Source organism: Cellvibrio sp. UBA7661, from assembly GCA_002483365.1.
Lineage (GTDB): Bacteria > Pseudomonadota > Gammaproteobacteria > Pseudomonadales > Cellvibrionaceae > Cellvibrio.
Window position 1 is genome coordinate 361,779 of record DLHT01000011.1, and the last position, 12,958, is coordinate 374,736.

General features: G+C 44.4%; 15 protein-coding genes and 1 tRNA gene. 8 read left to right on the forward strand and 8 right to left on the reverse strand.

Annotated elements, in window-relative coordinates:
- The first annotated feature begins 221 nt into the window (after positions 1-221).
- The 3 genes from B2739_RS10390 (at position 222) to B2739_RS10400 (ending at position 2,517) form a co-directional block, all read left to right on the forward strand.
- Positions 222-665 (forward strand): AraC family transcriptional regulator, encoded by a 444-nt coding sequence (locus tag B2739_RS10390; RefSeq protein ID WP_331345791.1) that lies wholly within the window; start codon positions 222-224, stop codon positions 663-665.
- A gap of 90 nt (positions 666-755) precedes the next feature.
- Positions 756-1,100, forward strand: coding sequence for a preprotein translocase subunit YajC (gene yajC / locus B2739_RS10395; protein WP_331345792.1), 345 nt, complete (start codon positions 756-758; stop codon positions 1,098-1,100).
- Positions 1,101-1,173: 73 nt separating this feature from the next.
- On the forward strand, positions 1,174-2,517 hold the full coding sequence (locus B2739_RS10400) for a sodium:alanine symporter family protein (RefSeq protein WP_331345793.1): 1,344 nt from the start codon (positions 1,174-1,176) through the stop codon (positions 2,515-2,517).
- Positions 2,518-2,550: 33 nt separating this feature from the next.
- Here B2739_RS10400 and B2739_RS10405 read toward each other — a convergent pair whose 3' ends face one another.
- From B2739_RS10405 to rne, 7 genes are all read right to left on the reverse strand, one after another.
- Entirely contained in the window at positions 2,551-2,877 is a 327-nt protein-coding gene (locus B2739_RS10405; protein ID WP_331345794.1) for a TusE/DsrC/DsvC family sulfur relay protein, read from the reverse strand.
- Position 2,878: 1 nt separating this feature from the next.
- Positions 2,879-3,187 (reverse strand): sulfurtransferase complex subunit TusB, encoded by a 309-nt coding sequence (gene tusB / locus B2739_RS10410; RefSeq protein WP_331345795.1) that lies wholly within the window; start codon positions 3,185-3,187, stop codon positions 2,879-2,881.
- Positions 3,188-3,189: 2 nt separating this feature from the next.
- Entirely contained in the window at positions 3,190-3,552 is a 363-nt protein-coding gene (tusC, locus tag B2739_RS10415) for a sulfurtransferase complex subunit TusC (RefSeq protein ID WP_331345796.1), read from the reverse strand.
- Between the two features lie 4 nt (positions 3,553-3,556).
- On the reverse strand, positions 3,557-3,946 hold the full coding sequence (gene tusD, locus B2739_RS10420; protein WP_331345797.1) for a sulfurtransferase complex subunit TusD: 390 nt from the start codon (positions 3,944-3,946) through the stop codon (positions 3,557-3,559).
- 63 nt (positions 3,947-4,009) lie between these two features.
- The gene (locus tag B2739_RS10425) at positions 4,010-4,690 is read right to left on the reverse strand and encodes a Bax inhibitor-1/YccA family protein (RefSeq protein ID WP_331345798.1); all 681 of its coding nucleotides are present in this window, start codon (positions 4,688-4,690) and stop codon (positions 4,010-4,012) included.
- Between the two features lie 198 nt (positions 4,691-4,888).
- A tRNA-Ser gene (locus tag B2739_RS10430) sits at positions 4,889-4,978 on the reverse strand.
- 169 nt (positions 4,979-5,147) lie between these two features.
- Complete coding sequence (rne, locus tag B2739_RS10435) at positions 5,148-7,952, reverse strand: ribonuclease E (RefSeq protein ID WP_331345799.1); 2,805 nt, start codon at positions 7,950-7,952, stop codon at positions 5,148-5,150.
- 809 nt (positions 7,953-8,761) lie between these two features.
- Between rne and rluC the strand changes: the two genes are divergently transcribed.
- Together rluC and B2739_RS10445 are read left to right on the forward strand one after the other, a co-directional pair.
- Entirely contained in the window at positions 8,762-9,781 is a 1,020-nt protein-coding gene (gene rluC, locus B2739_RS10440) for a 23S rRNA pseudouridine(955/2504/2580) synthase RluC (protein WP_331345800.1), read from the forward strand.
- 19 nt (positions 9,782-9,800) lie between these two features.
- Positions 9,801-10,445, forward strand: a complete 645-nt coding sequence (locus tag B2739_RS10445) for an HAD-IA family hydrolase (RefSeq protein WP_331345801.1) — start codon at positions 9,801-9,803, stop codon at positions 10,443-10,445.
- Here the strand turns inward: B2739_RS10445 and B2739_RS10450 are convergent.
- A complete protein-coding gene (locus tag B2739_RS10450; protein WP_331345802.1) occupies positions 10,442-11,032 on the reverse strand; it encodes a Maf family protein in 591 nt (196 codons plus the stop codon). The two genes, B2739_RS10445 and B2739_RS10450, sit on opposite strands and share 4 nt — an antisense overlap.
- 127 nt (positions 11,033-11,159) lie before the next feature.
- Here B2739_RS10450 and B2739_RS10455 point away from each other — a divergent pair, with 127 nt between their 5' ends.
- From B2739_RS10455 to plsX, 3 genes are read left to right on the forward strand one after another with little or no spacing between them, the layout of a single operon-like run.
- Entirely contained in the window at positions 11,160-11,693 is a 534-nt protein-coding gene (locus B2739_RS10455; RefSeq protein WP_331345803.1) for a YceD family protein, read from the forward strand.
- Positions 11,694-11,733: 40 nt separating this feature from the next.
- Complete coding sequence (rpmF, locus tag B2739_RS10460) at positions 11,734-11,916, forward strand: 50S ribosomal protein L32 (protein ID WP_331345804.1); 183 nt, start codon at positions 11,734-11,736, stop codon at positions 11,914-11,916.
- A 24-nt stretch (positions 11,917-11,940) separates the two neighbouring features.
- Positions 11,941-12,948, forward strand: a complete 1,008-nt coding sequence (plsX, locus tag B2739_RS10465; RefSeq protein WP_331345805.1) for a phosphate acyltransferase PlsX — start codon at positions 11,941-11,943, stop codon at positions 12,946-12,948.
- The last annotated feature ends 10 nt before the right edge of the window (positions 12,949-12,958 follow it).

Below are 12,958 nucleotides of genomic sequence, written 5' to 3' on the forward strand. Positions count from 1 at the left end.
CTTCTTTAATATAATTTTGTGAAATAAAAAGCTATAGCTTTGACTGGAAATCATACACATTTCTCTTTGTTTCAAAAAAAGTTCGTCTATAATTCTTTTTAGTTGGGTGTAGAGATAGACTCACCGATGATTGTTGATAATTTGGTGGACTTCGTTTCCATTAAGGAAAACACTCCTGATCGATTTCATAAATGCCCTTGATTGGCAAAGGAGACGCCTGGATGATTCAATTACAGCGAATTTACCGTAACAGTGAGAACTTTTCCGAAAACTCTTTTGAAGGATCTGAAGTCAGATCTTATGCAGAATATCTTGCTATGGCGGAAATCCCCAAGTTTGAAGGTGTTTCTGCGCGAGTAGTGGATGCCTTAAAGCAAAGAGTTGGCCGTGATGACCTTTCGATTGACCGCATAGCCGAAGATCTCAAGCTCTCCAAACGAACTTTACAGCGCCGATTGCAACAGCAAAATGCGAATTTTGCGCAATTACGCGATGTGTTGCGCTTTCACTATGCCATCAAATACCTTATTGACGATCATATGAGCGTGGATACTGTTTCCAAGGCCTTGGACTTTTCCGACCGGACTAGCTTTACAAACGCTTTTAAGCGCTGGACAAGCTTATCGCCGAGTGTGTTTCGAAAGTTGTTCCGGGATTATGCATAGGTTTCCTAATACCTCGTGTATTCAGCGCTAATTGCCTGCTTCTTTTAAAACGGGTAGAGTTAGTGCTTTTTATTCTACGAGGTTAGTTTCATGAGTTTCTTTATAGCATCCGCAATGGCTCAAGCTCAAACAGCTCCAGCTCCGCAAGGCAATCCAATGATTACTTTGCTGATGTTTGGCGGTATGTTCCTGTTCATGTACCTTTTGATCATTCGCCCGCAGCGTAAGCGTCAAAAAGAACACCAAAATTTGGTTGCAGCTCTGGCTAAAGGTGATGAGGTCATAATGACCAGCGGTATGCTTGGTAAAATTCTTAGAGTGGATGACAATTATGTTGTGCTTGAAACTGGCAACAATGTTGAATTGAAGTTCCAGAAAGTGGCTGTACATGCGGTCTTGCCGAAAGGTACTATTAAATCTATTGAATCAGCCTAAATAAACGGCTGTTGAAAAGGGGCTTCGGCCCCTTTTTTTATTTGTTAATTTTTTGCGCTCACATGAGGCTCTTATGGATCTTATCCAACAGTATGTAGGCTGGCTTAATGGATTGGTGTGGGGTGTCCCTATGCTGATTTTGATTCTGGGTACTGGATTATTTCTAATGATTGCCTTGAAAGGTATGCCCTTGTTGCGCTTGTTGCTTGGATTTCGTCTTATGTGGGGAGGGCGGGTCAAAGGTGACGCTTCCACGGGGGATGTAAGCCCATTCCAAGCATTGATGACCTGCTTATCGGCAACTGTAGGGACCGGAAATATCGCTGGTGTTGCAACTGCGATTTTCCTAGGCGGTCCTGGTGCCTTGTTTTGGATGTGGTGCACAGCTTTAGTTGGCATGGCAACTAAATATTCTGAGATTGTATTAGCAGTACATTATCGAGAGAAAGATGAGAAAGGGGAATATTGTGGTGGCCCGATGTATGCCATAAAAAATGGACTTGGGAAATCATGGGCTTGGCTGGGGTTTCTATTTGCCACTTTTGGTGGGCTTGCCGGGTTCGGTATTGGCAATATGGTTCAATCAAACAGTATGGCAGAGGTTATTGAGTCGTCATTTCATATTGAACGTTGGATAACAGGATTGGTTGCAGCCGTTATTGTGGCTTTGGTTGTTCTTGGTGGAATCAAGCGCATTGCAAAAGTATCTGCATCTTTAGTTCCCGTTATGTGTATCGGATATGTAGTTATCTCAATGGCAGTTTTAATCGTCTACAGTGACCGAATTCCCGATGCGTTCCTACTGATATTAACGCATGCATTTACGCCAGCTGCAGCCACCGGTGGATTTGCTGGTGCTGCTGTCTTAATGGCGATGCAATACGGCGTTGCTCGTGGAATTTTTTCTAACGAAGCTGGTTTGGGGACTGCGGGTATTGCACAGGCTGCCGGTACAACCAATAACTCTGTGCGTTCGGGGTTGATTGGAATGATAGGTACATTTATTGATACGATCATTATTTGCACCATGACGGGGCTTGTCATCATATGTTCTGGTGTTTGGACGAGCGGGGCAAAAGGTGCAAGCTTGTCAACTGTTGCATTTGAGTCTGCAATGCCTGGTATTGGTGGTTACTTGGTTTCCGTTGCGTTAATTATTTTTACATTTACTACAATTTTGGGCTGGGGGTATTACAGTGAAAGGTGCTGGATATATTTGGCTGGACGAAAAACGGTGCTGCCTTTTCGTATGTTTTGGGTTGCTGCAGTTTTTGGCGGTGCTGTATTCCAATTAGACTTTGTATGGTTGCTTGCAGATACATTAAATGCTCTGATGGCACTGCCAAATTTAATCTCGTTATTATTGCTTAGTCCCGTGGTCATAAAATTAACTAAAGACTATTTTGATAATAAATAACGGGAATCGTTATAACTTCTATCTGGTGTTAATTTATAAACAATTTGTGGGGCGAGGGAGGCCAGCAACTTTGCTGGCTATTCTAGCCGGACTGGGGGGGAATAGTTGTAGCAGATAGACACTCTTACCTTTTTCTTGGCCGAGTTTTTTTTCTGTGTACTTGACCAGCGCTCTCATTGCGGGTGAGATTTGATATTCGCGATAAAATTCTTGAATCAAATTGACAATTTCCCAGTGTTCATGCGTTAGAACAATGTTCTCTTGTGCTGCTAATGCTTGGGCAACTTGAGGATTCCATTGTGTCAAATTAATGAGATGCCCATCTTTGTCCAGTGGCACATTTTGTCCGGCTACTATCATATTAATACCAGCTTTGCACACAAGAATAATGTAGTGTTAGCTGAACAAATTTGTCGTAGTCAGTTACTTGGATACCCTCTGTTAATTTTTCTTGTAGTCCTCTGGCGTTTACGTCCGATTCTAATGCAAATACTGGGGTGCCGTTATTGATTGCTGATTGTAATTCTTTGGCGCAGGGTGCAGATTGAATTGCTCCCAATACACCATCTTCAAGCAATAAAATTCCATCGTTATTTGTGCACACCTGTAAGCACGAATTAAAGGTGTTGTATGCAAATGGCGATTTATTGATTGTATGAAGGATACCCATTATTAAAAGCTCATAAGTTGATCTTGTTCAGTTAGTAAAGCTGCTACATTTTTGCTATTGAGCAGCCGTAAACTATCAAGGATAAGTTCATCAGTAATAATACCTCTTTCTTTTAATGATTCTTCGTGCACGTAAATGTTTTCTATTCCATAAATTGAGAGTGCCTTTAGTGTAGCACTTATGTCTTTTTGATCGATTTTCTGACTTCGTTGATTTTTAAGTAATTGAAAAACGCCATCATCCATAAATAAATAGCTTATGTTTTGATCATAAACTGTGCCAGCTAAAGCAACATCAATTGCTTCTCTTGCGATACTGCTTCCGTAAGGTGCGTGGCGGCTGATAATAAGTATTTTTTTTTGCATTGTATTAACCAAAGTTAATTAATCTATCTGATATTGCTGCAGCTTCTATTAATTGCCCTAATCCACTTATTGAAAATCCATTAACGAGATTATGTGATGCTTTGTTATAGCGTTGAGCTTCACGCTCATCAATGATGCCACGCTTTAGTGCCGCAGCAATGCATACAACAATATCTAAATTATGATTTTTTGCGAGTTCTTGCCATGCTCGTTGCAAATCAAACTCGTCTTGTGGCTGTATTGTTAGGTTAGATGCATTGTGTACACCATCTTGGTAAAAAAATACACGGTGTAAGTGGTGGCCTTGATTTAATAGGGCAGTAGCAAACTGATAGGCGGTATAACTTGCTTGCGAAGAATAGGGTGCTGAATAAACTGCTAATGAAAAAACCATATTAAATTTAATCCAAAAAAATAAGGCTCCCAGAGGGAGCCTTAGATAGATATTACGGTAAGATTACTCATCACTGCTTATGCCGAGTAAGTGCAACAAACTAGTAAACAGATTCACTATGGACAAAAACAGACTGGTGGTCGCCATAATGTAATTGGTCTCTCCGCCGTGAATGATTTCGCTAGTTTGATATAAAATGAGTGCAGACATTAACAATACAATACCTGCAGAGAAGGCTAGTTGTAAGCCGGAAAATTGATAGCCAAAAAATGCAGCACCCAGTAAAAATACCATTACTGCTAGCATTACCATCATACCTACAGCAACAAATCCGCCAAGAAAGTTAAAGTTTTTACGTGTTGTCAATACATAAGCTGATAAGCCGATAAACACCAATGCAGTACCCCCGAGTGCTTGCATGATAATGGCTGAACCATTCGCCATACTCAGGTATTTATTAAGAATTGGGCCAAGACCAGCACCAATCAAACCGGTAAATGCGAAAACAACCAATAATCCTGCGGAAGAGTTTGCTGTGCGCGGCAATACAAACCAAATAAGCGCCATTGCTACCAAGCTCATAATAAGACCGGCGCCGTGACCTAGCCCTAGGCTCATGGCAATGCCTGCGGAGATCGAGCTAAAGGCCAGAGTTAATCCGAGCAGCATGTATGTGTTACGCAACACTTTACTGGTTTCGGTCTGGCTGAGTTGCGTGGTTTGGACATTATAAACTTCTTGCATAAAACCCTCCGTAATCATTAAAAGCTTAATTTTGAATGATAATACAAAGATGCAATCATAAAGCCAAGTTTTATCACAGCTTTGGATTCGCTTACTAAGACAATAAAAATGAATGGGTGTTGCATTTTAGAAGGGCTAAAAAATAAAAAAGCATCAGTTTCCTGATGCTTTTTTACGATTTATTGTTCAATCAAAATATGGCGGAAGGGCAGGGATTTGAACCCTGGGTAGGCTCGCACCTACGCCGGTTTTCAAGACCGGTGCATTAAACCACTCTGCCACCCTTCCGAGTGCGACAAATTATACAGAGCTTTTTTTATTGGGCAAGTGAAATACAAAATTTTTTATAGCTAAATCCAACAATGCAAAAACTTCTGGGTGGGTTCTGAATATAAAAAGACCGAATTGTTTTCAATTCGGTCTTTTGGTTTTTTGATGGCGCCTGACTTAAATCTTTTTATTCTTTATTGTTACGTTTGGCCAAACGAGGATCATTAAGTGGTCGACTTAAGGGGCGAGGATTGTGATCAACACTTGGCGGTAAACTGGTATCGAGCGCACGTGAGGCTGGGTTGTCTATAGTTTCAGTGATGATGCTCACTTGGCTTATAGGTTTGGGTGCTTTGCGGGGGTCATTATTTGCTCTAGCAGGTATCCCTACAGGAAGAGTAATTTCGGTAATAGTAGAGTGTTGCGGAGTTTCAATTTCCACATTAATACCGTTATTCGCGTCTGTTTCAGTTGTTGTTAATGGCGTAACTGAATCTGTATTCTCTGCATGAGGCGTTGGTTCGGTTGCAGGGGCTTCAGTGAGGACAGTTTTTTCTGTTGTCATTGTTGTCACTGCAGGCTCAGGTATTGATCCAGAATCGTGATTCAATAGCTGTTCAATTGGGTTTTGTTTTTCCTCTTGAAGATTTGATGCCAGGGCTTGCTCTGGAGCTGCCTTAACTGATTGACTTTGAGAAGCGTGTTCGGCGATAGCTGCAGAGATCTGTTGAGCGAGCTGCGCAGATTCGCTTAAAGTTTTAGGTTCTTCAGATGATGTAGTAACCGAGACAGGGGCTTGTACTGACTCTTGGTTGGAGCTGTTATCCTGTTCAGTTATTTCCGTGTCATTGTGACGGCTGCGGCGGCGCTGTTGTGAGCGTGTACGGCGGCCAGCTGGACGTTTGGAAGGTCGTTGATCATCGTTATCGTCGGACAGATTAACTGCTTCGTTGGTTGCAGTCGAATCAAGCAGAGGTTGCTCTTCCTTATTGGCATGGCGTTTATTATCGCGATCATGACGTTGATTGCGATTGCGTTGTTGACGAGAATCATCTTCGCCTGCAGCTATTATCTGTTGATCTCGTTGTTGTTCACGATTATGGCGTGGTTTGCGTTGCTCGGGATTATCTCGTTTATCTTGATCACGAGTAACTTTGTTGTCGCTTACATGCCGATGTTCCAGGTTATCGATAATATCTCTATCTTCTTTGCGGTCTTTATCGCGACGGTTGCGATTATCGCGACGGTTGTTGCGAGAGTTGCGGCGACTGTCGCGTTTGGTGTCGCGCTTGTTTTTGCCTTCTTCTTTTTCTCCGCTAAATACTCCAATAATAGAGCTAACCAAGCGAGAGAACAGGCTCGATTTTTTGATTGGCTCTGGGGCCGGCTGGCTTGGGCTGCTTGGTTGAACAAGTGGTTTTGGTGCAATTAAGGGCTTCGCTTGGAGATCTTCTTCGTCATCTCTTGCTTCATCGGCATGACCAACAATTTTATAGCTGGTTTCTAATGTGCCTTCATCGTCGTCGCGCAATCGCTGAACTTCAAAGTGAGGGGTCATCAAGTCTGCATTGGGAACAATTACAACGCGTGTATTATTGCGAGATTCAATGCTGGATATAGTTTTTCGTTTTTCGTTGAGCAAATATGTGGCGACAGAAACAGGGCAAATTGCACGAATTTCTGCGCTACGCTCTTTCTGGGCTTCATCTTCAACCAGGCGGAGGATGGAAAGTGCCAGTGAGCGGGTGCCACGAATGGTGCCTACGCCATCGCATCGTGGGCAGATCTTTGAATGAGTTTCACCCAAGGATGGGCGTAAGCGTTGCCGCGACATCTCCATTAAACCAAAGCGGGAGATGCGGCCAATTTGTACGCGAGCTCTGTCCATCATGAGTGCATCACGCACGCGATTTTCAACTTCGCGTTGATTCCGTACAGGCTGCATATCAATAAAGTCAATTACTATAAGTCCACCCATATCTCGCAGGCGCAATTGGCGGGCGATTTCATCTGCAGCTTCAAGATTGGTCTGCAATGCAGTCTCTTCAATGTCTCCACCTTTCGTGGCACGCGATGAGTTGATATCGATTGCAACTAGCGCTTCTGTTACATCAATAACAATAGAGCCACCTGAAGGTAATTTAACTTCGCGTTGGAAGGCGGTTTCGATTTGCGACTCTATCTGATAGCGATTAAATAATGGGATGTCATCCTGATAGAGCTTCACTTTGCTGCGGTAGTTCGGCATTACCTGTTGAATAAAGCCAGCAGCAAGATCGAAGGCTTCTTTGTTATCAACGATAACCTCGCCTACATCTTGACGCAGATAGTCGCGAATCGCGCGAATAATGACGTTGCTTTCCTGAAAGAGGAATGCGGGGGCAGCTGAGTTTTTGGCTGCGGTGGCAATGGAGTCCCACAGTTGAAGAAGGTAGTTCAAGTCCCACTGAAGTTCTTCTGCGCTACGGCCCACCCCTGCGGTACGAATAATGACGCCCATTCCATTTGGAACTTCTACCTCACCTAGGGCATCTTTCAATTCGGCGCGATCTTCTCCTTCGATGCGACGGGAAATGCCGCCTGCGCGAGGGTTATTGGGCATAAGCACAAGATAACGGCCGGCTAGGCTGATAAAGGTGGTTAGAGCTGCGCCTTTGTTGCCGCGTTCTTCTTTGTCAATTTGAACTATGACTTCTGTACCTTCCTTGAGTACATCCTTGATCTTGATGCGACCATCGGAATCGCCAGAATTTTTAGTGAAGTATTCGCGAGAAATTTCTTTTAGGGGGAGGAATCCATGACGCTCTGCGCCATAGTCAACAAAAGCAGCTTCCAGGCTGGGTTCTACCCGAGTGATGCGACCTTTATAAATGTTGGATTTTTTTTGTTCGCGGTTGCGATTTTCGATGTCGAGATCGTAAAGCCATTGACCATCGACTAGGGCTACGCGCAACTCTTCGGGTTGAGTTGCATTAATAAGCATTCTTTTCATGTGTTACCTAATTGTCTGAAGCATCAGGTTCGACGTGACAATCAGTGTTAGCACAGTAGTGTTTTGCGCAACCTTATGGACTAATGCGCTACCCGAATTGGGCTCGCATCAGCGGTTGGTGGGTTTGGTCCAACTTCACAGTACTATCGCTTTGCAGCGGCTGTGCTAGTGGTTTGAATACCCATTCGGCTCATTTTTACCAGCTTGAATTGGCTGGCTTTCCTATTTGTAGTATCGGTCAAGGTGACGTGCCATCCTGCGGCGACCGGGTTGTTAATTTTTTTATCTCTGATTGAGTGGGAAGCAGTAGTGAAAACGTGAAATTTTCAAATTGGTTCCCAGTCAGGCAGTTGGACTCAAGGCTTCAACTGCAAGATTAAATATGCAACCTGCAAAATTGGCTTCGGACAGGGTTTCAAGTAAGGCGAATTGTCCAGAATTTACAAATAGAACGCTATTTAGAGTTCAGCAAAACAAAAAACAGTATTAACAATGAGAGCAACGTTGGTTGATGCAATTGTTAGGGCATCCGGCAAGTCAGGCTTGCAGTCTGCCGTTGTCAGTGTCAACTAAGAGCGCGGGTGCATATTCAATGTTGGTTATGCATGCCGGCAGCTCTTGCTGTCAGCGGTATTTCCTAATGATGCGCCTGTTTACTATGCGCTATCCGGAAACCAGCCTGTATCAGCCGCTTGAATATAGCAGCTATGCCTTTAGGCGGCAATTAAATCAGTGATTTACCTGTTTTTTCCATCGTTAGATGATTGTCTTGATGTGGTGTTGGCAGGGGATCGGGTATCATTGTCGCCATGAAAACACTGACTAAAACAGCGGGGGAACCCGCAAAAAACCAACCTTTTGCTCAAGTGTCGCTCATTACCATTGATGAAGAGCATGCGGGGCAGCGTCTGGATAATTTTTTGATTGCCCGCCTCAAGGGGGTGCCCAGATCAAAAATTTATAACGTGATTCGCAAGGGGGAGGTGCGCGTTAACAAAAGCCGCATAAAGCCTGAATATAAATTAATGGCTGGGGACTTGGTTCGGGTTCCTCCTGTTCGAACCGCAGAAGCGGGGACTGAAGCTAAGGCGAGTCATCAAATGATGGCGTTGCTGGCCAAATCTATAGTATTTGAAGATAAGGGGCTGCTAGTTGTTAATAAACCACCAGGCTTGGCTGTTCATGGTGGTAGTGGTGTCACCTTGGGGTTGATTGAAACACTCCGCCAGATGCGCCCGGAGGAGCATCATCTTGAGCTGGTGCATCGCTTGGATCGTGACACATCAGGTTGCATTATGATTGCCAAAAAGCGTAGCTACTTGCGTCATCTGCAAGCCGCATTGCGGGAAAAGTCAGCTGGCGAAGAGGGGGGGGTTGTCAAAATTTACAAGGCCTTGGTTATTGGAGACTGGTCAAAGGTTGCGCCTAAGGTTAACGCGCCCTTGCTCAAAACAGTTGTTGCAGGTGGAGAGCGGATTGTAAAAGTGCACCCTGATGGCAAGCCAAGTCTTACGGAGTTCAGGCTGTTGCAGCGTTTTGATGGGTTTAGTTTGATAGAGGCGCGCCCCATAACAGGGCGAACGCATCAGATAAGGGTGCATGCGCAGTATTCAGGGCACGCTCTCGTTGGAGATGAAAAATACGGTGATGACGAGGTCAACGCCCTGATGCGAGAGCGAGGGGTTAAAAGATTATTTCTTCATGCTTCTTCCTTATCTTTTTACTTGCCTGGCTCGGAAGAGTTGGTTCATGTCGAGGCGCCTCTTCCTCCGGATTTGGCGGTGCCTCTTTCTTGTATGGCTCAATTAAACGATAGCCGGACGAAATAGTCCTTATTTGGAGTAGTAATTGTTATTGATTTTTGACTGGGATGGTACTTTGAGTGATTCGAAGGCCAAGATTACGACATCTATGCAGTTGGCGGCGATCGATATGGGGTGGGATCCGTTGGATGACCATCATATCCACAACATCATTGGCTTGGGGCTTCCCGAAGCGATAGCGCAATTGTATCCCGATGTGGATGCGTTTGGACGCTCATGTCTGCGTGATGCGTACGCCCGGCACTTTTTGGCCCTGGATGAGGCGCGTCCTTCTGATTTTTTCCCGGGTGTTATCGATGTTCTGGATAAATTAAAAGAAGATGGACATATTTTAACGGTTGCCACAGGTAAAAGTCGCAAAGGTCTTGATCGTATATTGGGTGTGTTAGGGCTTTCTAGCTTCTTTCATGCGACTCGCTGTGCGGATGAGACTGCATCCAAGCCAAATCCCCTGATGCTTCAGCAATTGCTGCGCGAATTTGGCATGGATGTAAATGACGCAGTAATGATTGGTGATACGGAATACGACATGGAGATGGCGCGTCGGATAATGATGCCTCGTATCGCGGTCAGTTATGGGGCTCATGATGTAAGCCGTCTGCACAGTTATGATCCGGTTGTGTGTCTGGACCAATTTGATCAATTGCTGTCATGGGGACGCTTGGGTTAGTGGGCCAAAGGTGCTGCCCCTTCATTTTCCAGCATTTTGGTTAGAGCGATCAGCGGCAAGCCGATTAGTGTATTTGGGTCATCACCGCTAAGTTTTTCGAAAAGGCATATACCTAAACCTTCAGCTTTAAAGCTTCCGGCGCAGTCATAGGGTTGCTCTTTGTTGAGATAATTGGTGAGTTGCGCTCTGGTTAATGAGCGGAACTTGACGCTGTAACGTTCAACAGTTGTTTGAGTTCTGCCTGTTGCGCTGTTGAGTAGACACAGACCCGTCAAAAACCAAACTTGTTTTCCGCTGAAGCTCTCTAGCTGAGCCAAGGCGTCTTCATGATTAAGTGGTTTTCCAATAATTGTGTCAGCTATGGTGGCAACTTGATCTGAACCAATAATCAAGTGGTCAGGGTAGCTGTTTGAAAGTGCACGAGCTTTTTCTTGGGCAAGCCTGTATACTAGGTCGGTTGGTTTTTCTTCCTGCATTGGTGTCTCGTCAATATCAGGCGATATTGAGTCGAATTCGAGTCCCAATTTGCCTAATAATTGCTTTCTGTAGGGTGAGCTGGATGCCAGAATAATACGATTTTTGTGCATTTGTGATGTCGTCTTAAGAGTTTAAACGCTATATGCGGGGTCAATCTTACTGCAAAGCTACTAAATACCGCTATTTGACCAGTTTTTCTTTGACACTAGTAGCTGATACCCCTATTATGCCGCGCTTATGTTTAAGCCCCCTTCTTACAAGATTTTGCCTCGGCAGGGTGACCCCCGAAAATTCGCACAACATGGCGTGACTTTGGAGGGTTATATTCCTGTTTCGGAACTCAATCGCATAGTTGATGCGACCGAAAGTTCAGAAGGTGAAGTGACTGTGAATCTTGAGTTTACAGTCAGTGAAGAAAGGAAAAAGGTCATTACTGGCACTGCAGGCGCTGAATTATCTCTAGTTTGCCAACGCTGTCTTGAGCCAGTTATTGTCCCAATTGAAAGTACTATTTCGCTTGCGGTTGTATGGGATGAAGAAGAGGCAAGTAACTTGCCAAAGCATCTTGATCCATGGATAACAGGCGAAGGTGTGGCAGATCTTTACGAGATGATCGAAGAAGAGCTGCTACTGAGTTTACCTGCTGTTGCCTATCATCAGGAGTCATGCCTCGACGGCGATTTGTACTCCAGTGGTAGGCCAGTTGAGGTGAAAAAAGAGAAAAACCCATTTCAAGTGTTGGAGCAACTTAAGAGCTCGCCGAAATCCTGAGGCGCCTCGGTTCCAACGAGTCAGTAAATAGGAGCTAACCATGGCAGTTCAACAAAACAAAAAATCCCGTTCCAGACGTGACATGCGTCGTTCACACGATGCATTGACTGGCCCAACATTGTCAGTCGACGCTACCAGCGGCGAGAAACACCTGCGTCACCATGTGACTGCCGATGGCTTCTATCGTGGCCGTAAGGTAATCGACAAGGGTAACGACGAGTAATTTATTACTCTCGACAGCAGCATCTTGTCGGCAAGAATTCGAATAGCGGTTGACGCTATGAGCGGGGACTTAGGTCCCCGCGTTGCTATTGCTGCTGCACAAACATTTATTGTTCAGTTTCCTGATGTTGATTTGGTTTTGGTCGGCGATCAAATCCAAATCCGCTCTCTGCTTCCGCAATCCTCTGAATTACTCAATCGCATAACCATTGTGCACGCTGATGATGTTGTACGCATGGATGACGACCCTTTAATGGCGTTGCGTCAGAAAAGAACATCATCTATGTGGGTTGCCTTGGAGATGTTGCGCAGCAATCATGCTGACGCATGTCTGAGTGCTGGTAATACCGGTGCGTTGTTGGCAATGTCTAAGTTCTTGATAAAAACATTCTCGGGTATTGAGCGCCCGGCAATTTGCAAATCCATGCCGGTAGAGAATGGGAGTACCTATTTGCTGGATCTAGGCGCTAATTTAAATTGCTCTCCTATGCAATTACATCAGTTTGCATTGATGGGGGCGGTATTGGCTGCAAATATTGCGCCTTCAGATCGTGCACGTGTGGCATTGTTAAACGTTGGTACAGAGGATCAAAAAGGCACTGATGTTTTACAGGCCGCTCATGCTTTGTTGAAGACAGAGACTAAAATTAATTATGTCGGTTTTATAGAAGCTGACGGTATTTTTAGCGGCGCAGTCGATGTAATTGTGTGCGATGGCTTTAGTGGCAATATTGCTTTGAAGGCAAGCGAAGGTGTTGCTCGATTTATTTCAAAAAGAATTAAGTCTATTATCCAAAAAAGTTTTTTAACAAAAATTTTGGCAGTTCTAGCTTCGTCGTTGTTGAAGCTCCTGCGCAATGAGTTGGATCCTGCTTTGTATAATGGGGCTACATTTCTGGGGCTTCAAAAAACAGTAATAAAAAGCCATGGAAGTGCAAACGAAAAGGCATTTTTGCATGCTTTGATTGTGGCCCGTGAACAAGTAATTCAGCAGGTTCCCTCAAGGATACAACAAGTATTCATTGAACATTAATTTCCAGCAA